Annotated in this window: 22 protein-coding genes; 12 read left to right on the plus strand and 10 right to left on the minus strand. The window is 62.6% G+C overall.

Annotation, left to right across the window (positions count from 1 at the left end; genetic code table 11):
• Nucleotides 1-36: 36 nt before the first annotated feature.
• The 3 genes from AC1DYQ_RS22290 to AC1DYQ_RS22300 all read left to right on the plus strand — a co-directional run bounded on the left by AC1DYQ_RS22290 (nucleotide 37) and on the right by AC1DYQ_RS22300 (nucleotide 4,063).
• Nucleotides 37-870, plus strand: a complete 834-nt coding sequence (locus tag AC1DYQ_RS22290) for a DUF899 domain-containing protein (RefSeq protein WP_477688631.1) — start codon at nucleotides 37-39, stop codon at nucleotides 868-870.
• The gene (locus AC1DYQ_RS22295; RefSeq protein ID WP_477688632.1) at nucleotides 867-2,390 is read left to right on the plus strand and encodes an MFS transporter; all 1,524 of its coding nucleotides are present in this window, start codon (nucleotides 867-869) and stop codon (nucleotides 2,388-2,390) included. The genes AC1DYQ_RS22290 and AC1DYQ_RS22295 overlap by 4 nt, the downstream gene beginning before the upstream one ends.
• A 227-nt stretch (nucleotides 2,391-2,617) precedes the next feature.
• Nucleotides 2,618-4,063, plus strand: coding sequence for a DHA2 family efflux MFS transporter permease subunit (locus AC1DYQ_RS22300; RefSeq protein WP_477688649.1), 1,446 nt, complete (start codon nucleotides 2,618-2,620; stop codon nucleotides 4,061-4,063).
• 117 nt (nucleotides 4,064-4,180) lie between these two features.
• On the opposite strand, the gene AC1DYQ_RS22305 is transcribed toward AC1DYQ_RS22300, so the two are convergent.
• Nucleotides 4,181-4,423, minus strand: a complete 243-nt coding sequence (locus tag AC1DYQ_RS22305) for a hypothetical protein (RefSeq protein ID WP_477648985.1) — start codon at nucleotides 4,421-4,423, stop codon at nucleotides 4,181-4,183.
• Between the two features lie 127 nt (nucleotides 4,424-4,550).
• Between AC1DYQ_RS22305 and AC1DYQ_RS22310 the strand changes: the two genes are divergently transcribed.
• The 5 genes from AC1DYQ_RS22310 (at nucleotide 4,551) to AC1DYQ_RS22330 (ending at nucleotide 6,599) form a co-directional block, all read left to right on the plus strand.
• Nucleotides 4,551-4,727: a DUF3606 domain-containing protein gene (locus AC1DYQ_RS22310; RefSeq protein WP_457282123.1), complete on the plus strand. Its 177-nt coding sequence runs from the start codon at nucleotides 4,551-4,553 to the stop codon at nucleotides 4,725-4,727.
• Nucleotides 4,728-4,813: 86 nt separating this feature from the next.
• Nucleotides 4,814-5,260 (plus strand): hypothetical protein, encoded by a 447-nt coding sequence (locus AC1DYQ_RS22315; RefSeq protein WP_477688633.1) that lies wholly within the window; start codon nucleotides 4,814-4,816, stop codon nucleotides 5,258-5,260.
• A complete protein-coding gene (locus AC1DYQ_RS22320; protein ID WP_457282121.1) occupies nucleotides 5,257-5,631 on the plus strand; it encodes a GFA family protein in 375 nt (124 codons plus the stop codon). The genes AC1DYQ_RS22315 and AC1DYQ_RS22320 overlap by 4 nt, the downstream gene beginning before the upstream one ends.
• 85 nt (nucleotides 5,632-5,716) lie before the next feature.
• A complete protein-coding gene (locus AC1DYQ_RS22325; RefSeq protein WP_477688634.1) occupies nucleotides 5,717-6,100 on the plus strand; it encodes an ArsR/SmtB family transcription factor in 384 nt (127 codons plus the stop codon).
• Complete coding sequence (locus tag AC1DYQ_RS22330; protein WP_477688635.1) at nucleotides 6,087-6,599, plus strand: SRPBCC family protein; 513 nt, start codon at nucleotides 6,087-6,089, stop codon at nucleotides 6,597-6,599. Before AC1DYQ_RS22325 ends, AC1DYQ_RS22330 begins: the two co-directional genes overlap by 14 nt.
• A gap of 12 nt (nucleotides 6,600-6,611) precedes the next feature.
• Here AC1DYQ_RS22330 and AC1DYQ_RS22335 read toward each other — a convergent pair whose 3' ends face one another.
• A complete protein-coding gene (locus AC1DYQ_RS22335; RefSeq protein ID WP_457282270.1) occupies nucleotides 6,612-6,842 on the minus strand; it encodes a SlyX family protein in 231 nt (76 codons plus the stop codon).
• Nucleotides 6,843-7,182: 340 nt separating this feature from the next.
• Here AC1DYQ_RS22335 and AC1DYQ_RS22340 point away from each other — a divergent pair, with 340 nt between their 5' ends.
• The gene (locus tag AC1DYQ_RS22340; RefSeq protein WP_477688636.1) at nucleotides 7,183-9,951 is read left to right on the plus strand and encodes a hypothetical protein; all 2,769 of its coding nucleotides are present in this window, start codon (nucleotides 7,183-7,185) and stop codon (nucleotides 9,949-9,951) included.
• 170 nt (nucleotides 9,952-10,121) lie between these two features.
• On the opposite strand, the gene AC1DYQ_RS22345 is transcribed toward AC1DYQ_RS22340, so the two are convergent.
• The 6 genes from AC1DYQ_RS22345 to AC1DYQ_RS22370 form a co-directional block, all read right to left on the minus strand.
• Nucleotides 10,122-11,102: a lysylphosphatidylglycerol synthase domain-containing protein gene (locus tag AC1DYQ_RS22345; protein WP_477688637.1), complete on the minus strand. Its 981-nt coding sequence runs from the start codon at nucleotides 11,100-11,102 to the stop codon at nucleotides 10,122-10,124.
• A 104-nt stretch (nucleotides 11,103-11,206) separates the two neighbouring features.
• A complete protein-coding gene (locus tag AC1DYQ_RS22350; RefSeq protein WP_477688638.1) occupies nucleotides 11,207-12,646 on the minus strand; it encodes an amidase in 1,440 nt (479 codons plus the stop codon).
• Nucleotides 12,643-13,329: an amino acid ABC transporter permease gene (locus AC1DYQ_RS22355; protein WP_477688639.1), complete on the minus strand. Its 687-nt coding sequence runs from the start codon at nucleotides 13,327-13,329 to the stop codon at nucleotides 12,643-12,645. The genes AC1DYQ_RS22350 and AC1DYQ_RS22355 overlap by 4 nt, the downstream gene beginning before the upstream one ends.
• Nucleotides 13,326-13,982 (minus strand): amino acid ABC transporter permease, encoded by a 657-nt coding sequence (locus AC1DYQ_RS22360; protein ID WP_477688640.1) that lies wholly within the window; start codon nucleotides 13,980-13,982, stop codon nucleotides 13,326-13,328. The genes AC1DYQ_RS22355 and AC1DYQ_RS22360 overlap by 4 nt, the downstream gene beginning before the upstream one ends.
• Complete coding sequence (locus AC1DYQ_RS22365; RefSeq protein WP_477688641.1) at nucleotides 13,982-14,770, minus strand: amino acid ABC transporter ATP-binding protein; 789 nt, start codon at nucleotides 14,768-14,770, stop codon at nucleotides 13,982-13,984. The genes AC1DYQ_RS22360 and AC1DYQ_RS22365 overlap by 1 nt, the downstream gene beginning before the upstream one ends.
• A gap of 73 nt (nucleotides 14,771-14,843) precedes the next feature.
• A complete protein-coding gene (locus AC1DYQ_RS22370) occupies nucleotides 14,844-15,710 on the minus strand; it encodes a substrate-binding periplasmic protein (RefSeq protein ID WP_477688642.1) in 867 nt (288 codons plus the stop codon).
• Nucleotides 15,711-15,812: 102 nt separating this feature from the next.
• Here AC1DYQ_RS22370 and AC1DYQ_RS22375 point away from each other — a divergent pair, with 102 nt between their 5' ends.
• Nucleotides 15,813-16,961 carry a GlxA family transcriptional regulator gene (locus AC1DYQ_RS22375; RefSeq protein WP_477688643.1) on the plus strand — a complete coding sequence of 383 codons (1,149 nt, stop codon included), beginning with the start codon at nucleotides 15,813-15,815 and terminating at the stop codon, nucleotides 16,959-16,961.
• Here the strand turns inward: AC1DYQ_RS22375 and AC1DYQ_RS22380 are convergent.
• On the minus strand, nucleotides 16,885-18,333 hold the full coding sequence (locus tag AC1DYQ_RS22380) for a sensor histidine kinase (protein ID WP_477688644.1): 1,449 nt from the start codon (nucleotides 18,331-18,333) through the stop codon (nucleotides 16,885-16,887). The two genes, AC1DYQ_RS22375 and AC1DYQ_RS22380, sit on opposite strands and share 77 nt — an antisense overlap.
• A 287-nt stretch (nucleotides 18,334-18,620) precedes the next feature.
• On the opposite strand from AC1DYQ_RS22380, the gene AC1DYQ_RS22385 reads away from it, so the two are divergent.
• On the plus strand, nucleotides 18,621-19,028 hold the full coding sequence (locus tag AC1DYQ_RS22385) for a type 2 periplasmic-binding domain-containing protein (RefSeq protein ID WP_477688645.1): 408 nt from the start codon (nucleotides 18,621-18,623) through the stop codon (nucleotides 19,026-19,028).
• Nucleotides 19,029-19,106: 78 nt separating this feature from the next.
• Here AC1DYQ_RS22385 and AC1DYQ_RS22390 read toward each other — a convergent pair whose 3' ends face one another.
• Nucleotides 19,107-19,637, minus strand: a complete 531-nt coding sequence (locus tag AC1DYQ_RS22390) for a hypothetical protein (protein ID WP_477688646.1) — start codon at nucleotides 19,635-19,637, stop codon at nucleotides 19,107-19,109.
• A gap of 177 nt (nucleotides 19,638-19,814) precedes the next feature.
• Here AC1DYQ_RS22390 and AC1DYQ_RS22395 point away from each other — a divergent pair.
• The coding region (locus AC1DYQ_RS22395; protein WP_477685834.1) for a winged helix-turn-helix transcriptional regulator at nucleotides 19,815-19,956 on the plus strand (142 nt) is incomplete at its 3' end.

The following is a 19,956-nucleotide window of genomic DNA, read 5'->3' on the forward strand; positions in this document are numbered from 1 at the left end:
CCCTTCACTGAACTGACCGTATCCAGGGAGCCCGCCGTGACTTCAACCCCCGCAAACGCTGCCAACGCCGTTTTCCACTCCGTAGTATCCAAAGACGAATGGCTTGCCGCCCGCCAGCTGTTGCTGGCCCGTGAAAAAGAACTCACCGCCCACCGGGATCTGGTGAGCGCCGAGCGGCGCCGCTTGCCCTGGCTCAAGGTCGACAAGCCCTATGTGTTCGACGGCCCCGCGGGCAAGGAAACCCTTGCCGGTTTGTTCGAGGGGCGCAGCCAGCTCGTGGTCTATCACTTCATGTTCGGTCCCGGCTGGAAGGAAGGCTGCCCCAGTTGCTCCTTCCTTTCGGACCACATCGACGGCGCCTTGCCGCACCTGGCAGCGCGCGACATCACGCTGGCTGTGGTGTCGCACGCGCCGCAACCCGACCTGGCTGCGTTCCGCCGGCGCATGGGCTGGCGCTTCAAGTGGGTGTCGTCCTTCGGCAACGACTTCAACCACGACTACCACGTCTCCTTCACGCCCGAAGAGCTGGCCAGCGGACAGTTTGACTACAACTACCGCATGAACGATGTCGACGGCGCCAGCATGCAAGAGCTGCACGGGGTCAGCGTGTTCTACCAGGATGGCCAGGGCAACATCTTTCACACCTATTCCAGCTACGCCCGCGGGGCGGACATGCTGGTGGGCGCCTACAACTACATGGACCTCACCCCCAAGGGTCGCGACGAAGGCGGCTTGCCTTTCCCCATGGCCTGGGCGCGCCACCATGACAAATACGGCACTGAGATACACAGCGCTGACAAGGCTGGCCACAACGCCGCGGCCAGCCAGCCCGCACCGGCGTGCTGCCACGCCGAGGCCCGCGCTGCATGACGGCTTCGCCCAAAGCCACGCGCCGCGACTGGATTGGGCTGACCGTCATCGCGCTGCCCTGCCTGCTGTATTCGATGGACCTGACGGTGATGAACCTGGCAGTGCCGCACCTGAGCGCCGACCTCAAACCCACGGGCGCGCAACTGCTGTGGATGGTCGACATTTACGGCTTCATGATTGCCGGCTCGCTCATCACCATGGGCACGCTGGGCGACCGCATTGGCCGGCGCAGGCTGCTGCTCATGGGGGCTGCCGCGTTTGGCGCTGCGTCGGTGCTGGCGGCGTTTTCCACCACGGCTGAAATGCTGATCGCCACGCGCGCACTGCTGGGCATTGCCGGGGCGACGCTGGCCCCTTCCACGCTTTCGCTGATACGCAATATGTTCCTGGACGCGGGCGAGCGCACCGTGGCCATTGGCGTCTGGATCACCAGCTACTCGGTAGGCGGCGCGATTGGCCCGCTGGTCGGCGGTGTCCTGCTTGAGCATTTCTGGTGGGGCTCAGTGTTCCTGGTCAGCGTGCCCGTGATGGTCCTGCTGCTGGTGCTGGGCCCGGTGCTGCTGCCCGAATACCGCGACCCCGATGCCGGCCGGCTGGATCTGCTGAGCGCGGCGCAGTCACTGGCGGCCGTGCTGGCCGTCATCTACGGCCTCAAGCGCATCGCGGAAGGCGGCCCGGGCTGGCTGGCCGCGGGCTGCATCCTCGCGGGGCTGGCGATAGGCGCGGCATTTCTGCGCAGGCAGCGCACACTGGCCAGCCCGCTGATTGACCTGGCCTTGTTTCGTGTGCCGGCATTCAGCGCGGCCCTGGCCATCAACACCTTCTGCTTTTTCGGCGCGTTTGGCGCTTTTCTTTTCATCGCGCAGTATTTGCAGCTGGTGATTGGCCTCTCGCCGCTGGAGGCCGGCCTGTGGTCCGTGCCGTCGGCCTTGGGTTTTGTGGTGGGCTCCATGCTGGCACCTGTCATTGCGCGGCGCATCCGCGCCGGCCTGGCCGTCACGGGCGGGCTGGCGCTGGCGTTTGTGGGCTTTGGCGTGCTCACGCAGGTGAGTGGCGCCTCGGGCCTGGCCACGCTGGTCACCGGCAGCGTGATTTTTTCGCTGGGCCTGGCCCCGGTCGTGACCTTGGGTACCGACCTCATCGTCGGCTCCGCGCCGCCCGAGCGCGCCGGTGCGGCTGCGGCGATTTCAGAAACCAGCTCGGAGTTTGGCGGCGCACTCGGCATTGCTGTGCTGGGCAGCGTGGTGACGGGGGTCTACCGCCATGCGATGGAGGGCACCGTGCTCAGCGGTGTGCCGGCCGTAGCCGCAGAGGCCGCCCGCAGTACGCTGGGCGGCGCGGTGGCAGTGGCGGCTGAATTGCCCGGCGCCAGCGGTGCGGCCTTGCTCAGCACTTCACGCGATGCGTACGCCCAGGCCTTTCAGGTCACCGCCGGCATCAGCGCCGCCCTGGTGCTGGGCACGGCCATCCTGGCCGCTGTCATGCTGCGGCAGGTGCGTAGCAGCGCCACGCCCATGTAGGCCGGAGAGTCCAGGATGGACGCCTTGCCCGCTTCAAAGAGGCTGTCAGCAGCCCCCAGCGCCCTTTTTAGGCCTGTTTTGATCATGAAAAAGGCCTGAAATCCAATGACACCGGGCGCAAGTAGCTACTGATTTGATAGCATGCGGGAAGGCAGGGAGAAACCCATGCCGTGCAAAGATGGGCTGGCGAATTGATCATGTTCAGTGAAACCGGGGAGAAACTGCAGATGACACACAACATGGAAACCCGAAAGCGCTGGTGGGCACTGATGGTGCTCTGCCTGGGCGTGCTGATGATCGTGCTCGACACCACCATCGTGAATGTGGCGCTGCCTTCCATCCGCACCGACCTCGGCTTTACCGAAACCTCGCTCGTCTGGGTGGTGAACGCCTACATGCTGACCTTCGGCGGTTTTTTGCTGCTGGGCGGTCGGCTGGGCGATCTGTACGGCCAGCGCAGGCTGTTCCTGGCGGGGCTCACGCTGTTCACCGTGGCCTCGCTGGCCTGCGGCCTGGCCAATTCGCAGGGGCTGCTGGTGGTGGCCCGCGCGGTGCAGGGCCTGGGCGGCGCGGTGGTGTCGGCGATTTCGCTGTCGCTCATCATGAACCTCTTCACTGAACCGGCCGAGCGCGCCAAGGCCATGGGGGTCTACGGCTTTGTCTGTGCCGGCGGCGGCAGCATCGGTGTGCTGCTGGGCGGCGTGCTGACCGATTCGCTCAACTGGCACTGGATCTTTTTGGTCAACCTGCCCATAGGCGGCGCCGTGTTTGCGCTGTGCCTGTTCCTGCTGCCCGGCGGCAAGGGGCAGGCCACCGGCGCGCGGCTTGACGTGTGGGGCGCCGTCACCGTCACCACCGCGCTGATGCTGGCGGTCTACGGCATCGTCAACGGCAACGAAGCCGGGTGGCTGTCAGGCCAGACGCTCGGTTTGCTGGGCGTTGCCGCGGTGCTGATGGCGATCTTCCTGGCCATCGAGGCCAGGGTCTCGACGCCGCTGGTGCCGCTGGGCCTTTTCCGCCTGCGCAACGTCGCCACCGCCAACGTGGTCGGCGTACTGTGGGCCGCGGCCATGTTTGCCTGGTTCTTTATTTCGGCGCTGTATATGCAACTGGTGCTGGGCTACAGCGCCCTGCAGGTCGGCTTGGGCTTTTTGCCCGCCAACCTGATCATGGCCGCGTTCTCGCTGGGCTTGTCGGCCAAAATCGTCATGCGCTTCGGCATACGCGCGCCGCTGTCGGCCGGCCTGCTGCTGGCCGCCCTGGGCCTGGCCTTGTTCGCGCGTGCGCCGGTGGGCGGCGGCTTTGTGCTCGACGTGCTGCCCGGCATGCTGCTGCTGGGGCTGGGGGCCGGCATGGCCTTCAACCCGGTGTTGCTGGCCGCCATGAGCGACGTGGACCCGGCCGAGTCGGGCATTGCCTCGGGCGTGGTCAATACGTCCTTCATGATGGGCGGCGCGCTGGGGCTGGCGGTGCTGGCCAGCCTGGCGGCGGCGCGCACCGGTTCGCTGGCCGGTGCGGGTGCCGATGCCGTGGTGGCGCTCAACGGCGGCTACCAGCTGGCGTTTGTCATCGGTGCGGTGTTTGCGGCCTGCGCCGCCTTGCTGGCTGCCGTGCTGCTTCGCACGGGCGCTGCAGTGCCAGGTGCGCACCCGGCGACGGAAGCCGGCGGCTAGCCACGGCTGGTTTATGCATCAAACTGGACTTCAGCCCAATAGGGACGGGCGCAAGCAGCTATTAATTTGGTAGCGAATTGACAGGGATGGCGGCGTGGGTCCGCCGCCCACAGGTGGTCAGTAAACCCCGAACAGGGCGCGAATCTCGTCGCCGGCGGTGCGACCGTGTTTCTGGCTTTTGTACTTGTCGCCGATGTCGGCGCACTTTTCCATGATCAGCAGGGTGAACTCCTGCAGCTCCGGCGTCAGCGCGTCGCCTTCCGTCATGGCACCGGCCAGTTTGGCCAGGTTCACGAGCTGGCGGTCGCTGATGGAGCCGATGGAAAAGTCTGAAGGCTTGAAATCCGGTGGAAGTGACATGGCGTGCACCTGGAGCTGGAGATGTCAGCCGGTGTCAGAAAGTGGACTGCCTGCGTGACGGGTTTTGTCCTACAGGGTACCCCAGACATTTCGTCCTAGCATTCGTTTTTTCCCTAGGAGATGCGTCATGGCAGACGACACAACGAAAACCGGTGTGGACCGCAGGTTCATCGCCTTGGGGCAGGACTATGAAGTTCGCGACTGGACCAAAACCCTGGGTTGCACCGAGCAGCAGCTGCGCGAGGCCGTCAAGGCTGTCGGCAATTCAGCCTCCGCCGTGCGCCAGTACCTGGGTAAAAAATAGCGTCATCTCAAGGGGCAGCGGTTGGCGCCTTCCCCATCACCATTGCGCGTGATTCGCGCCGGTACAAGCATGAAAGAAGGCACAGCATGGCAAAAAGCAGCATTGCGGGTGGCAGCATTCCGCCCGAACAGTGGATGCGCGGAAAAGACACACAGTCGCTCGGCCCGGGTGACAGTTCAGACACCGGCAGCGACACGCTAGGTGCCTACAGCGAAGAGGAACTGGCCAGCGACAGCGACGCTGCGGGTACCGGCGAGCGTGCCGGTGTCATCGGCGATGAGCGGCCTGATGCCGACATCCTGCCCGACCGGACAATGGACGAGGCCGACTTCCTGGAAGAAGGGGAAGGCGCCCGTGATGAAGACCCGGAAGCAAGGGGCGAGGAGGGTGAAGCTACCTGGGCCGCAGGCGGTGCAGAGGAAATTGCCGGCGTCCTGGCCGACGAAGATGAAGAAGATGAAACGGATGAAGAAGACGACGAATACGGGGAAGGTGAAGACGGCGATGCAACAGTTCGTGGAGGTGGCGCATGACGATCACGGGAAGCTGCCATTGCGGCAAAAACGCCTTTCGCATTGACGGCGAAATCCCCGCGCAGCTGACGCGCTGCACCTGCTCGTTTTGCGCCAGGCGCGGTGCGCTGCTGGCGTACTACACGCCCGATCAGTTCCACGTCACCACGCCCACGGACGGCGACGCCATCTACCGCTGGCAGACCAAGCTGGTAGACCACCACTTCTGTGCCGAATGCGGTGTGTCCACCTATTCAGACAGCCCCGCATTCGAGATGGACGGCAGCTGGGACGGCACCACCCGCCGCATCGGCGTCAATGCCCGCCTCTTTGACGGGTTCGACGCGGCCGAAGCCCCTGTGACGGTGATCGACGGCAAGAACCTCTGGTAGTTGGTTGAGCCCAAGGCAAGCGATTGACATCCCGTTTTGACCGCCTTAATATAGCCAAACAGCTATATAAACGATTGGCCATGTAATGACCCCAGACACCCTCAACAGGGCGTTCGCCGCCCTCGCGGACCCGACCCGCCGCGCCATCGTCGCCCGGCTTGCTTCCGGCGAAGCGACGGTCAACGAACTCGCGGCCCCCTTCGACATGACGCAGCCCTCCATTTCGAAACACCTGAAGGTGCTGGAACGAGCAGGCCTGATTTCGCGCGGACGTGCGGCGCAAACCAGGCCGTGCCGCCTGGAGGCCGCGCCCCTGAAAGAAGTCGCCAGCTGGATGGCGCTGTACCGCAATGTCTGGGAAGACAGCTTCGACAAGCTCGATGCGTTTTTGCAGCCGGACACATCCACGTCATCAGCCCAGTCAACTCAGTCAACCCCCAAAAAAGGAAAGAAACATGCCCGCAAATGACGTCAAGACAGCCATGGCTTCCCCGTTCCTGATCGACCGCGTGTTCAAGGCCCCGCGTGAGCGCGTCTGGAAAGCATGGAGCGAGGCCGGCAACATCCAGCAATGGTGGGGGCCCAAGGGCTGCTCCATCGACCTGCTGCGTTTCGAGTTCAGGCCCGGCGGGTTTTTTCACTACGCCATGAAGTTTCCGGGCGCACCCACGATGTGGGGCAGGTTCAATTACCGTGAAATCGCCGCGGGTGAACGCATCGTGTGGCTCAACTCGTTTGCCAACGAAAACTGCGGCATTGCCCGCGCACCGTTCAGTGAAGCCTGCCCCCTGGAAATAGAAAACACCGTGACCTTCATTGAGCAAAACGGAAGCACCATCGTGGCACTGCGCGCGCAACCCTTTGGTGAGCTTGCGGCTGAACGCCAGTACTTTGAAGAGCTCAAGCCGTCGCTCACGCAAGGCTACGGCGGCACCCTCGACCAGCTCGCCGCCCATCTGGGCGCTTGAACGGCGCGGCGCCTAGAAGTGCGGCGGAAGCTCGTCGCGCAGGCTGCGGCCCACCGTCACGTCGCCGTCGCGCACCGGGCCGGCTTTCAGTTCTGCCACCTCGCGCACCAGCGCATCAATTTGCTGCTGCTGCCGCACGATGACCTTGTCGAGCTGGTCCAGCAGGTCTTCGGTAAAGCTGGCCTTGATCTCCAGCGCCGTCAGGCGCTGGTCGGTTTGGGGTGTGTCGTTCGTCGGTTCCATGCCTGTATTGGACATGAAGCTGCGCGGGGCAGGGGCCTCAATGTATTCCAGCGCCCTCCACAGCAACAATTTACGCATCATTTTGGCCTGCAGCCCTTTATGTCCGGGCGCGACCAGCTATGTTATTGATAGCGGTTCGGATGATAAAGCTGTCAGGTTTCGCTGGCGCCACCCCCTGCGCGTTGCTTCGATACGATTTGTGGGAATAAGGGCCTTGTCTTTCCTGCACCGCCTGCCTAAGCTCGCCTGAGTCTTTGCAGGGCGTCGCGTTTCATGGCAACGCCGGAGCCGTCTTCAAAGCCCATGCGGTAGCTGTGTTGTTTGCCCAAGGAGGCGAGATATGACCGAGCCAGGCACTGGAAACCCCCTCACACCGGAACAGGCGCAGGAACAAGCGCAGGAGCGGGCGCAAGAAGAAGAGCGCAAGGCCATTGATTTCCGGCGAGGTTTTATTTACGCCAGTGGCACGGCCCCCCGGGAGTTGTGGGGCCTGGCCTTGTCCGGCGGGGGCATTCGCAGCGCCACCTTTTGCCTTGGCGTGTTGCAGGCACTGGCAAAAGCCGGGTTCAACCTGCCGGGAGAAAGTGGCCCGGGAAGCGGCCCGGGATGCGGCGCCAACGACAGGCAAAAGCCCTGGCCGCTGCTCGCCCGCTTTGACTTCCTTTCCACCGTCAGCGGAGGCGGGTACACCGGCAGTTTTTTCTCGGCCCTGTTTCGCGCCCGGGAACCCCTCACGCCTCCCGCTCCCCACTCGCCGCAAACACCTCTTGCGCCGCCCGCGCCCGAAGTGCTGGCCACCGAAGCCTACGAAGCACTCGCGACCGACCCGCCCGGCAGGCTGAGCAAGGTCCAGACCGCGCTCACCCAGATGCCCGACCGCCCCTTGCGCTGGCTGCGTGAAAACGGGCGTTACCTGGCACCGAACAACACCGGTGATTTTCTCTACGACATCGCCATTGCCATCCGCAACCTCTGTGCGGTGCATTACGTGATCGGCGTGACCTTGCTGACCATTTTCCTTTTGATGTTTGCCCTGCGTTACGGCAGCCTGCAGATTCCATGGGAGTGGTTTCATGCGCTGGGGCTTACGCTGGAATCCATGATGCAGCCCAGGCCTCCGCTGAAGGGTGGAGACATCTGGTTCAGCCCGTGGTTCGGTGTGCTGGGCATCTGGCTCGTGCTTGCGGTCATACCGTGCGGCGCGGCCTACTGGCTCGACCAGGACACCTCGCCTCCCGGCAGCAACACAAAAAAAGCGCCGCTGCCGGCCATTCCCGCCCCGGCGCTGGCGGCTGCCGGCTTGCTGGCCGCGGGTGTGCTGGCTGCCTGTGTCATCTGGAGCCGGGTAGTGCCGCCGGCTTCCGGCGCCGCGTCACTGCTTGAGGCTGTTCCGGTACCTGTTTTGCTGCTGGTGCTGATCGATGTCATCCTGGCTTTTTCTCTGGGCGTGTTTTTTGTGGCGAAGTACCTTCCACAGCAATCACCCGGGCTGTTTCGCAACCGCATCACACGGTGGCTCTCCAGGGTATTGACGTACGCATTCATCGTTGCCGTGCTGGCGCTGATTGAAACCGCGGGGCAAACGCTGTATCTCTGGCTGGCGACAAGCCAGTCAACACCGCTGACCGTTTTCAGCGTGGCCGGCGTGGTCGCGGCCCTTGTGGCGGCGGTGAAGCAGTTTGCGCCGGTGCTGGCCCAGCCCGGAAAAGACGGCCTGCTCAGCAGGCTGCCGCTCAACACCCTGCTTGGCGCGGTCGGGCTGGCGCTGGCCCTGCTGCTGGCCGTGGCCTGGAACTGCGCGGCCGCGGCCCTGCTGTTTGGCATGCAGCCGCCGCTGCCGGGGCTCGGGCAGCTGATGATCGAATCCATGTTCACCACGGTCCGTTTTGGCGCGGACTCATCATGGGTCTGGCAATACTTCTACCCCGTCATCTCCATTGTGTTTTGCCTGACGGCTGTGGCGGTGGCGGGCTACTTTCTGGGGTTCATCAATTTGTCGAGCCTGCAGGTGATGTACGGCGCGCGCCTCACGCGTGCCTACCTGGGTGCGTCCAACAAGGCACGGTTTGAATCGGAACGCCCGAAGATGGACGTGACCGAAGCCGATGCAAGCGACGACTTCACGCGCGAGGCCTACTACCGGAACGACCACCTGGGTCCGGCCCACCTCATCAACGTGACCATCAATGCCACCACGGGCACCGGCGACCAGCTGACACAGCGGGACAGGCAGGGCCTGCCGCTGGCTGTCACGCCCGCGGGCATCACCGTGGACGGCAGGCTCTGGAATGCAAAGACCGGCAATTTTGCGGGCACGCAGGCCAAAGCCGCCAGGCGGGCGCCACCCGAGCTGTCCATCGGCCAATGGGTGGGCGTGTCGGGCGCGGCATTTTCGACAGGGCTGGGCCGCGGCACCTCGCTGGGGCAGGCCATGCTTTTCACCATCACCAACATACGCCTGGGCTGGTGGTGGGACTCCGGCAAAAAGGACACCAAAACACCTTTTTTTCTATGGCGCAACCAGAGCTATCTGCAGTGCGAATTGCGGGCCCGCTTCCTGGGCACGGACGGCTCGCACTGGTACCTGAGCGACGGCGGGCACTTTGAGAACACCGGTGTCTTCGAGCTGTTGCGCAGGCGGGTGGAATTCATCGTCTGCTGCGATTGCGGCGCAGACCCGAACTACAGCTTTGAAGACCTTGCCAATCTGATGCGCCTGGCACGCATTGATTTCGGTGCCGAGTTTGAATGCGTCGGGCCGAGCGCGGTGCCACGGCTTGCACCCAATGCCGCCACACTGGCGCCTTATTTCGCCCGCGACGAATCTGAACTGCGCCCGGCAACCGACCCGCTGGCGCCACTCGACGAAAAGTGCGCACTGCTCTACCGCGTGCGCTATGCCAGCAGCCAGCCGGGCAAGCCGGCTGAAAGTATTTTGCTGGTGCTCAAGCCACGTTTGATCAAGGGTGCGCCCCTTGACCTGTTTGAATACCAGACCAAAAAACCATCGTTCCCGCAGCAAACCACGTTTGACCAGTTCTTTGACGAAGCGCAGTGGGAAAGCTACCGAAAGCTGGGCGTGCTGATCGGCTCCCGCATATTCAGGTAGTGCGTGCGGCGCCTGGCCGGGTCTGCCGCACGGTGGTCTTGCCGGGCTGGTTTGGCATTACTTTGGCCTGCAGCCCTTTATGGCCGGGCGCAAGCAGCTACGTTATTGATAGCAATCCGTGGGGTAACAACCATCATGCTCGCCGTGTCGATCACAAAGCGGTACTTCAGCTAATGGGCATCCGCATGGGTTGACGCATACCGCTCCAGCAGCGCATACAGCACCAGCCCGCCCGCCAGCGGCAACAGATAGTAAAGCGCGCGGTAGGCCAGCACCGCGCCCATCAGCGCCCCCTGGCGCACGCTGCCCGACAGCAGCGCCAGGTAGACCGCCTCCAGCACACCCAGCCCGCCGGGGATCGGCATGATCACCCCCACGATGGATGCCGCCATCAGCACGCCCAGTACCGTGGTGTAGGGCACTTGCTGGCCCAGCAGCAAATACATGGCCGCGCCCATCAGTGCCCAGTTACTGGCCGAAATGCCCAGCTGCACCAGGGCCAGCTGCGCCGAAGGCAGCTTCAGCCGCCGCCCGCGCACCCGCCACACGTGCCCGCGCGCCAACGCGCACGCCACCACGTAGCCCAGTGCAATCAGCACCATCACCACGCCCAGCAGGCGCAGCGCCGCGGCGCCAATGTGTGCCTGGCTGGGCGGCGCAATGGCGCCGGCGGCAAAGAGGCTCCCCGCCACCAGCCCATAGCCCAGCCAGTTGGTCGCAAGGCTCAAGCCCACGATCTGCGCAATGGTGGCTTCGTCCAGCCCGGCCCGCGCATACAGCCGCGCCCGCAGCGCCACCCCGCCGACCAGCGAGCCCAGGTTCAGGTTAAAGGCATAGCTGGTGACCGCAATGGCCCAGGTCTGCAGGCGCGGCAGCTTGTGGCGCGTGTGCTGCCGGCCTATCAGGTCAAAGCAGCCATACAGCGCATGGCTGGCCGTGGCCAGGCCCAGCACGGCAAGCAGCAAAAGAGGCGAGTAGCGCCGCAGCGTCTGCCAGGCGCCTTCCCAGTCCACCTTGTGGGCATGGGAAATCAGCAAGCCCAGGACGACGATGCCCAGCGCAGGAAACACCCAGCGGCGGATGCGCGGCCACAGCGACGTTGCGGCTGCCGGGGACGTGCTGTCGGGAAGGTGAGCCGCAGTGCTGGGCATGATCAGTGCATTTTCAGCAAGGCGCAAAGCGAACTCCAGCGAGGCTGGCGCTGATTTTTGTAGGCGAAAACCGACGGCGGCCCGCCAGGCTGCAGTGCCGCCCTTCAGCGCTCCAGCTCAAGGCCTGCGGGATACAAGCGGTTCCACGGCGTTGCCTTCTCAAACGCAAACGCTGCGCGCAATATCGTGGGCTCGGCGAAGGGCCGCCCGATCACTTGAATCGAAACCGGAAGTCCGCCGTCAGACAGCCCTGCCGGTATGGCGACCGAGCACAGATCCAGCAGGTTCACAAAGCGGCCGAACCTTGACAGCGGCGTGGCCAGTTCGTCGACCTCGCTGACGGGAATGGCGGTAATGGCGTTGGTCGGAAATACACAAACATCCACGCCGTCCATGGCGTCCAGCATCGCGGCTTTCGCAGACTCGCGGTCGCGCAGCAGGCTGATGTACTGGGCGGCCCCGATGTCCCGGCCCAGCATGATCCGCCGCTTGATGTTCGGGTCAAACTCCAGCTCATTGCGCTCGAAAAGCGTGCCGAGATTGGCATAACCTTCGGCACTCATCAGGCTGCCTGCAATGCGCATGGATTGCGCCAGGCTTTGCGGAAGCGGCTTGTCCACCAGCGTCATGCCAAGCCCGGTGAACACGGAAAGCGACCTGTCATAAGCCTTCAGCACTTCCGGGTCCACGTCTTCGCGTTCAGCTTTTGGCAGGGTCCAGACCCGCATTCCCCTGACATCTTTTTCAATCTCTTTTGAAACCGAACGCGAGGGCGAAAAGCGGGATGCCGCGTCCTGCGGGTCAGGCCCCGCCAGCACGTCCAGCAGCGTTGCGCAATCCTTCACGGTCCGTGTGATGGGCCCCACCGTGTCATGCGTGGGGCACAGGTCGATCAGGCCGTAGCGGCTGATCAGACCATGTGTCGTTTTCAGCCCCACCAGCCCGCAGAGCCCGGCCGGAATGCGAACAGAGCCGCCGGTGTCCGTGCCCAGCGCTGCGCTGGCCATGCCCGCCGAAACCGCCACGGCCGAGCCGCTGCTGGAGCCGCCGGGCACACGGTGGGTTTCAAGGTCCCAGGGGTTCCAGGGTGTGCCCATGGAAGTATTGGTTCCCCAGCCGCCAAAGGCAAATTCCACCGTGTGTGTTTTCCCCAGCACGATGGCGCCGGCTGCCCTCAATCGGTCGACCACCGTCGCCGTGATGGTGGAGGTCCGCGGCGGGAGCGATCTGGAACCCGCGGTGATGGCATGGCCTTTAATTTCAAAAAGGTCTTTGACGGCAATGGTCACACCATGCAGCGAGCCGACCGTGAAGCCGGCCTGCCTGAGCTTGTCCAGGCCGCGGGCGGCCTGCAAGGCTTCATCTGCATAGAGGTCTACATAGGCGTGCAGCTTGGCGTCAAAGGCGTCTATGCGTGAGAGCTGGGTTTCGACCAGCGCTTCGCTGTTGGTCTCTCCGCTGGCCAGAGCCTCGAGCGTCTGCTCCATGGAAGCGTAGGCAAGCGGGGTGTTGGAGATATGGGAGGTATGGGCGGTGTCGGTCATGCAGCACCCATGACCCGCCGGCCGCGCGAGAGGCGCTTTTCCAGCGCCCGCGAAAGCATTGACAAGGGGAAAGCAATGGCAAAGTAGAAGGCGCCCACCAGCAGGAATATGTGCAGGGGCAGGAAGAACTCGCTGGACATGGCCCGCGCCGTCAGCATCAGCTCGTCCGTGGCGATCAGTGCGCACAGTGAGCTGTCTTTTAACAGCGCCACATAGGTGTTCAGCAGCGGAGGCAGCATGACGCGCAGCGCCTGGGGAAACACCACATGCATAAACACCCGGTGCGGCGCCAGGCCAACGGCCAGCGCTGCTTCGCGCTGCCCGCGATGAATTGACTGCAGGCCTCCGCGCAAAATCTCGGCAACATAGGCCGCGCCGTGCAGGCCCAGCCCGATCACCCCGGCCCAGAAGCCTGGCAGCGTAAGCCCGAGCGGCGGCAACGCAAAGTGGAGCGCCAGCAGCAGCGCGAGCAAGGGCACGGTGCGCACGAACTGGATGAAAAAGTTCGCGGCAAAACGCAGGGCCGGCCGGCCGCTGCGGATCATGGTCACCAGGGCTGCTCCCAGAACCAGAGCCATCACAAAGCCCGCAGACGACAGCTTTGCCGTTACCTTGGCCGCCTCGGCAAGGCGGGGAGCCCACTCGGGCCAGTATTGCAGGAAGACTGCAAAAAAGCTGTTCATCGCTTGTTCTCCATGCGGCTTTCGGCCTTGGCAAATCCCCAACTGACCGGCAGCACCATGGCCGCATACAACAGCATGGCGGCAAGATAGATCAGGGTGGTTTCAAAGGTGGAGGTCACCAGGTTCCTGGCAAAAAACATGATTTCCGGCGCGGCAATCGCAGAAGCGATGGATGTGTCTTTGAGCAGCTGGCTGGTGTAGTTGCCGAGGGATGGCCAGGTCACCCGCAGCATTTGTGGAAGAAGAATGTGAATCAGCGCCTGCCGCGGTGTCATTCCGACGGAAAGGGCGGCCTCGCGCTGCCCGGCATGAAGGCACTTGAGCCCGGCGACAAACACGTCGCACAACACCGCTGCGCCAACCAGCCCCAGGCCCAAAATTGCCGCCACCAGCGGCGAGAGCCGTATGCCCACAGCCGCCAGCCCGAAATAGATCACGAAGAGGTGGGCCAATGCCGGAACGTTGCGCATCCATTCGATGTAGGTGGCAATGGCCAGCTTCAGCAAACGAAAGCGCGCGAAAGTGACCGTCACCGCCAGCAGCATTCCGCCCGCCAGCGCAATGACGAAAGCACCCAGGGCCACTACCGCGGCGGTGACCGCGCCACCCATCAGCACGGCGAGGATGCCCCCGAAAATTCCCAGCTGTTCCATCACCTGGCCAGCCTCGGGTTGTCCGCCACCTGGCCCAGAAAGCTGCGGGTGCGTTCCAGCTGGGGGTTGTTGATGACATCGACAGCGGGGCCCTGCTCAACAATGTGGCCGCCGTCCATGAAGATCACGCGGTCTGCCACGTCCCTGGCAAAGCGGATTTCGTGTGTGACCAGAATCATCGAGCGGCCCTCTTCGGCCAGCTCACGAATCACCGTGAGCACCTCGCCGACCAGCTCCGGGTCAAGCGCAGAGGTTGGCTCGTCAAAAAGAATGAGCTTGGGTTGCTGGGCCAGGGCCCTGGCAATGGCCACGCGCTGCTGTTGCCCCCCGGACAAACGCTCCGGGTATTCATTCGCCTTGCTGGAAAGGTGAACCTTCTCCAGCATGGCGTCGGCCAGCTCATAGGCTTCGGGTTTCGACATTCCGCCGGCCTTGATGGAGCCCAGGGCCACGTTGTCGCGAACGTTCAGGTGCGGCCACAAATAAAACAACTGGAACACCATGCCGATCTCGCGGCGCTGCGGTGCAAGTTCGCGGTCATTCATAAAGCGGAACCCGCCGTGCCGGGTTGGCACCTGGCCTATCCGTTCACCGTCAAGCACGATGGCGCCTTCGCCCGGCTGCTCCAGAAAATTCAGGCAGCGCAGGCAGGTCGACTTTCCGGAGCCGCTGGGCCCGATCAGCGAAAGGGTTTCGCCTTTACGCAGGTCAAAGGAAATTCCCTTGAGCACTTCGAGCGGGCCGTAGCTTTTTTTCAGCCCGTCGACTCTTAACAGGGTGTTGTTCATTGGATTCAGTTTTTTGACGCAGACGAACGCATGAGAAAAACACGCGTTCGCCTGTATCCATGCTTCGAAGGGCTTACTTGCAGGACGGCAGTTTCCAGTCGGCGGGGCGATCTACACCGGCGCGGAAGTTCTGGCCCACGGGCACATACCAGACGTCCTGCACCAGGCCATATTTGCCGCCAATCTTTTTGAGTTCACAGCTCTGCCAGAGCTTGGCGATTTCCGCGTTCACGGCCTTGGCGAGTTCCGGGTTGTCCTTGTTCAGGCCAAACACCACCTGGCCCAGCCCGGTGAGCAGGGGGTAGTCCGGGTTGTTGTCAACAAAGGCGTTGAACTTGAGCTTCCACTGCGGGTTGCGCGAAATGGCGTACTGCATCACGGGCGGGTCGCCGATGACGGCGTCAATACGGCCGGCCAGCAGGTCGCGCACTGCCGCGTCGGATGTGTCATACATCGTCAGTTGCAGGCCGGTGATTTTGCGAAGCTCGGGAATGAACGAAAAACCGGTGATCGTGCCGACCTTTTTGCCTTCCAGGTCCTTCAGGTGCGACCAGTTGGTTTTGCTCGACTGGGTAATGCCGTTCTTGAAGTAATGGATCGGGTCGCTCAAGGTCATGATCTTCGAACGCTGCTCGGTCCAGCCCATGGTGCCGGCCATCACGTCGACACGTTTGGCCTGCACCGAAGCAATGGTGCCCGACCATTCCATGAGGGCGGGCTTGACCTTGAGCTTGACGGCTTCCGCCACGCGCTGCAGGATCTCACCGTCGTAGCCGATCATGGCGCCGTCCTGGTAGCCGGTGCCCGGCATGTCGCCGGTGAAGGCGATCGTCAACGCGTCTTTTTCAACGGTTTGCAAGGCCTGGGCGTTGGCAGCCGGCAGTACCGCCCCCGCGGCGAGAAGCATGCACAAGAGGCGTGCGGCGAATTTTTTTTTCATGAAAACTCCTGATGGTGGTTTAACGAAACTCTCACTGACGGGGTGGATGGTATGAAGCGCCGTCAACTTGTCATAGGAAGCTTTGGCGTGTAAATTGAACGTATGCGACATTCGGGAAAATTACCTACGAAGGGCGCTTCTGCGCCCAAAGCTGCGGCGGCAAAGCGCGCAAAGCGTGCACCCGCGAAGGCCAACAGGACGGCCGGCGTACAGGATGAGGGCAACCAGCTGGTGGACCGGCTTGACGCGGCCAAGGCCAAAACGCCTCCCAAAACCGGTGTGGAACTGCGGGTCGGTATTTTTCTGTGCCCGCGTTTTCCCCTGTTGTCGCTGGCGGGGCTGTGCGATGCGCTGCGCCACGCCGCAGACCTGGGCGACCAGAGCCGGCAGCTTCGCTGCACGTGGGCGGTGCTCAGCGCCGCCGGCGAGACCGTGGCCTCCAGCTGCGGCGTCGAAGTGGCCACGCTGCCCGCGGCTTCGTCGGACTGCAACTTTGATTACGTGGCGGTGATCGGGGGCTTGCTGCCCTTCATGAAAACGGCCGACCCTCGAGGTGTGAAGTTTCTGAACCACGCCGCAAAAGCCGGTGTGCCGTTGATCGGCATTTGCACCGGCAGCTTTGCGCTTGCGCGGCATGGGTTCATGCAAGGCCGCATGGCCTGTGTTCATCCCTTCCATGTCAATGACTGGAAGGAAGCCTTTCCCGATCTACCCTTCACCACCAACTGCGACTACATCTTTGATGGTGACCGGATCACCTGCGCGGGCGGTATCTCCATCATCGAGCTGGCCACTGAGCTGATTCGCCTGCATTGCGGGCCGGACCGCGCCGCCAAGGTTGTGCACCAGATGACGGTAACCCGCAAATCCGCCATCTCGCACGTCGCGCGCCGGCGCGCGCTGGGTTATGCCTGTGCCGACAACGACAAGCTCCGCCAGGCCATTGTGCTGATGGAAAAGAACATCACCACGCCGCTTGAAATTTCCGTCATCGCCAAAATTGTGGATTCCAGCAGCCGGCAACTTGAAAGGGTTTTTCTCGCAGAAACGGGCGCTTCCCCTTCAGGGTTTTACCGCAACTCCCGGCTGAAATACGGCCGGTGGCTGCTGACCTCAACCGATTCACCGGTGAGCACCATCGCCTACGAATGCGGCTTTGCCGATGCCTCGCACTTCATCCGGCACTTTCAACAGCTGTATGGTGTTTCGCCCGGGCGGTTGCGGAAGGCGTTGCCTGCGGTGGAGGTGTAGGCCCAATTACAGGCCCAGGTACAGGCCCGTGGGGGGCATTTGCGTTTTTCTCAACCTCTTCGTATCGGGGCAGCTCCACCCAGAAGACGCTGCCACGTCCCCGGCGGTCCGTCATGCCCACGGGGTGCCGCAGCAGCTGGCTCAGGCGGTAGACGACCGCCAGTTCCAGCCCGAAGCCCTCGGCCATGCCCTGCTGCGGGATGCCTTCAGAGAAAGTCTGCTGGCGTTCACGCGCAACGCCCGTGCCTGTGTCCCACAGCTCTATGCGCCACTTGCCCCGGCGCGGCCGCGCGGCCAGCAACACACCGCCGCCATGCGTGTTGCGCAAGGCATTGGACAACAGGCAACTCACCAGCCGCGTGAGCAGCACAGGGTCTGACACCGCCCGTCCCGCGGCGGTTCGGGTGCGCAGGCGCAAGCCTTTTTCGCGCGCCTGCGGCGTGTGCTCTTCGGCCAGCGTGTGGACCAGCGCGCCAAGGTCTACCGGCTGCAGGTGCACGCTCAGCGAAGCCGGTTCCAGCCCCGCCAGGCTGAACAGCGATTCAAACAGCTCGTCAATCTTGCGTGTCGAATCGCCAATCTTGCGCGCAATCTGCGCCGCGAACTCCGGCTCTTTGGTCAGCCAGTCGGCATACGGGCCCAGCGCCTGCACGGGGTGGCGCAGCTCATGCGCGGCGCTGGCAATAAAGCTGCTCCGCACGGCCTCCGCCTCCGCCAGGGCCTGTTTTCGCTCCTCCAGAGCCTTGATCAGTTCCTGGCGGTCGAACTGCCGCTCCAGGCTCATGTGCTGGGCCCGGTACATGCGCCGGCCCGTCACATGGGCCACCCACAGGAAAACCAGCACCACCCCCATCTCGGCGCCGGTGTCGAGCACCGAAGGCACGCCCCCCGTCAGGTCTACTCGCCAGGCCAGGGCCGCCAGCACCGAGGCACTCAAGCCGTTGCAGTACGCTGAGACGGTACGCAAGCTCGGCGGGCCCGAAGCCACCGCGACCACCGCGATGCCCCCCAGGATCATGATGCACACCAGCTGGTCTTCAATGGGGGCCTGGCGGTACACCACAAACATCAGCGAGCCCCAGACCACCGCGCTCAAGGGCCAGGCCCATCCAAGGAGCGACATGAACTCCCGCAGCGCCACCCCGTCGGCCTCCGCCAGGCGGTGGCGGTAAGCATGCAGGATGGCATAACGCAGCAGCGTCATGGAGCAGGTGGCCAGGGTCCATACCCACAAGTCCCATGGCGCCACACGCCCATGCAGCATTGCCACCACCACCAGAATGATCAGCACGGCCGCATGCAGCGTAGGCCGCGCATTTTGCATAAACGTGCGGGCCAGCTGCACGCTGATCCAGGTCTCGCGTGGGGTCATCGAGCGGCGCCTTCGGGGGCTGCTGGCGTGGTGGGCGTCATTGAGAGCGGATTCTTCTGTGAGCGGGGCGGGGTGCGGGCAACAACAATATCAGTGATTTTCCCTTGAGTACCGGGTGGGAAGAAGAGGGCGGGAGTGGGGCTTCTACCTAATATTTGGCTTACGGAATCTGCCCCGCATTCGCTTTGGGGAGGTCTTCGTGAAGACCTTCTTTGCGAGGTAGCGGGGATTGCGGCGCGGCCGTTTGGCGGTGCGCCGTATTCCATTGGCTTCACGGCAGCCGGGGCGTGGAAGTCTGGTTTTTGTTGCCCCGCTGGCCTTGTGCTGATCTTGCCAGTGTTGGCGGCGTTGGACGAGTCGTCTTTGGTTGTCTTTGGGCGGTGGTTACACAGGTGGAACGTGTACCTTTTTATTCATGGCTTGTGTGCCATCTGTGTGGAACGGGGCAGGACGCGCGTGAGCAGCTGTTTGACACGGTAGACATGTGCGTCCAAAGCGCAGAGCGCGGCCTGGGTGTTGCCATTGCAGACGCCGCTTTGTTCACTGACCTGATTGCCTCGCGGAAGGTGGTGACGCCCTTCGATATCGAAGTCGACAGCGGTAATGGCTACTTTCTTACCTATCCGCCTGAGAGGCGGGTGCAGCGCAACATCCGGCGCTTTGAGGAATGGCTTTTGTCTGTGTTGCAGGGGTGAGGCTGGCTTCGCCTGACCTACACATACGCATGCCTGTCAACGAGTTAGGAGACTTGCAAATAGGACGTGCATGTTGCGCTAGTTTGCGAACAAGTTTCCCAATTTCGAGACCCATGAAGGCGACGGTGCTGGGAATTGCAGATGCTTTAAATCCTGCAAGCATTGTTTCATTGAAATTACGCTAGAGGCCATGTCTTGACTGACGGGAGAGGACGTATCAAGCGGACCAAAAAACTCGTCCTCGAAGTGGTGCTCTGTGATAGAGCGCCGGAATCGCACCACTGACTCGCGATGTTGGGCGATGCTTGTCGGATCACCAGTGAGTAGCTCCAATCGACCTACACGATAAGAGAAATCCTGAAGCGCTATCTTCAGTTTGATCTCGTTTTTCTGATCACGCTCCACTGAAAAGTGATAGTCGCGGCCCATCTCGAAGATTTTGTCTGCAAAGTCTGTCAATGAATCAACATTTTTTGTGATCATCTCCCGTCGAGATTTGTCTCTTTCTCGGCTGATTGCCATGCGGTTTACCACCCACCAGCCGACTCCAACAATGGCGGCTTGTATTGCAAACTTCAGAAGTTCTGCGGATGAGCTTTCAGGAGTCATGATTTCCCCAGCAACTTCCCAGCATCACGTATGTACTGCTCTACCTCTTCAATGATGGATTTATCTTGGGATGTTGAATTCCGTCGAAATCTGATCCACTTAGCGCAGTAATTTCCATCCAAAACTGACCCACGTAGGCACTACTCTGCTTGTTTTAAAAGCAGGGGGAAATTAGGAGTGATAGACGTGGCGACATTGAATGTCATCAGACGTTGGGCATTGCGGGATCAGATGTCCATCCGCGAGATCTCAAGGCGTACAGGCCTGGCTCGCAACACCGTGAAGAAGCACCTGCGATCAGAGGAGAGCGAGCCTAAGT

It is taken from the genome of Polaromonas sp. P1_F4, from assembly GCF_056405675.1.

Excerpts from the sequence above, each read along its gene's own strand:
- AC1DYQ_RS22330 (WP_477688635.1), top strand. The coding sequence starts at position 6,087 with ATGCCCGCAAATGACGTCAAGACAGCCATGGCTTCCCCGTTCCTGATC.
- AC1DYQ_RS22370 (WP_477688642.1), bottom strand. The coding sequence starts at position 15,710 with ATGAAAAAAAAATTCGCCGCACGCCTCTTGTGCATGCTTCTCGCCGCG.
- AC1DYQ_RS22315 (WP_477688633.1), top strand. The coding sequence starts at position 4,814 with ATGGCAAAAAGCAGCATTGCGGGTGGCAGCATTCCGCCCGAACAGTGG.
- AC1DYQ_RS22355 (WP_477688639.1), bottom strand. The coding sequence starts at position 13,329 with ATGAACAGCTTTTTTGCAGTCTTCCTGCAATACTGGCCCGAGTGGGCT.
- AC1DYQ_RS22335 (WP_457282270.1), bottom strand. The coding sequence starts at position 6,842 with ATGGAACCGACGAACGACACACCCCAAACCGACCAGCGCCTGACGGCG.
- AC1DYQ_RS22295 (WP_477688632.1), top strand. The coding sequence starts at position 867 with ATGACGGCTTCGCCCAAAGCCACGCGCCGCGACTGGATTGGGCTGACC.
- AC1DYQ_RS22375 (WP_477688643.1), top strand. The coding sequence starts at position 15,813 with ATGCGACATTCGGGAAAATTACCTACGAAGGGCGCTTCTGCGCCCAAA.
- AC1DYQ_RS22310 (WP_457282123.1), top strand. The coding sequence starts at position 4,551 with ATGGCAGACGACACAACGAAAACCGGTGTGGACCGCAGGTTCATCGCC.
- AC1DYQ_RS22340 (WP_477688636.1), top strand. The coding sequence starts at position 7,183 with ATGACCGAGCCAGGCACTGGAAACCCCCTCACACCGGAACAGGCGCAG.
- AC1DYQ_RS22305 (WP_477648985.1), bottom strand. The coding sequence starts at position 4,423 with ATGTCACTTCCACCGGATTTCAAGCCTTCAGACTTTTCCATCGGCTCC.
- AC1DYQ_RS22325 (WP_477688634.1), top strand. The coding sequence starts at position 5,717 with ATGACCCCAGACACCCTCAACAGGGCGTTCGCCGCCCTCGCGGACCCG.
- AC1DYQ_RS22320 (WP_457282121.1), top strand. The coding sequence starts at position 5,257 with ATGACGATCACGGGAAGCTGCCATTGCGGCAAAAACGCCTTTCGCATT.
- AC1DYQ_RS22390 (WP_477688646.1), bottom strand. The coding sequence starts at position 19,637 with ATGACTCCTGAAAGCTCATCCGCAGAACTTCTGAAGTTTGCAATACAA.
- AC1DYQ_RS22365 (WP_477688641.1), bottom strand. The coding sequence starts at position 14,770 with ATGAACAACACCCTGTTAAGAGTCGACGGGCTGAAAAAAAGCTACGGC.
- AC1DYQ_RS22350 (WP_477688638.1), bottom strand. The coding sequence starts at position 12,646 with ATGACCGACACCGCCCATACCTCCCATATCTCCAACACCCCGCTTGCC.
- AC1DYQ_RS22345 (WP_477688637.1), bottom strand. The coding sequence starts at position 11,102 with ATGCCCAGCACTGCGGCTCACCTTCCCGACAGCACGTCCCCGGCAGCC.
- AC1DYQ_RS22300 (WP_477688649.1), top strand. The coding sequence starts at position 2,618 with ATGACACACAACATGGAAACCCGAAAGCGCTGGTGGGCACTGATGGTG.
- AC1DYQ_RS22360 (WP_477688640.1), bottom strand. The coding sequence starts at position 13,982 with ATGGAACAGCTGGGAATTTTCGGGGGCATCCTCGCCGTGCTGATGGGT.
- AC1DYQ_RS22380 (WP_477688644.1), bottom strand. The coding sequence starts at position 18,333 with ATGACCCCACGCGAGACCTGGATCAGCGTGCAGCTGGCCCGCACGTTT.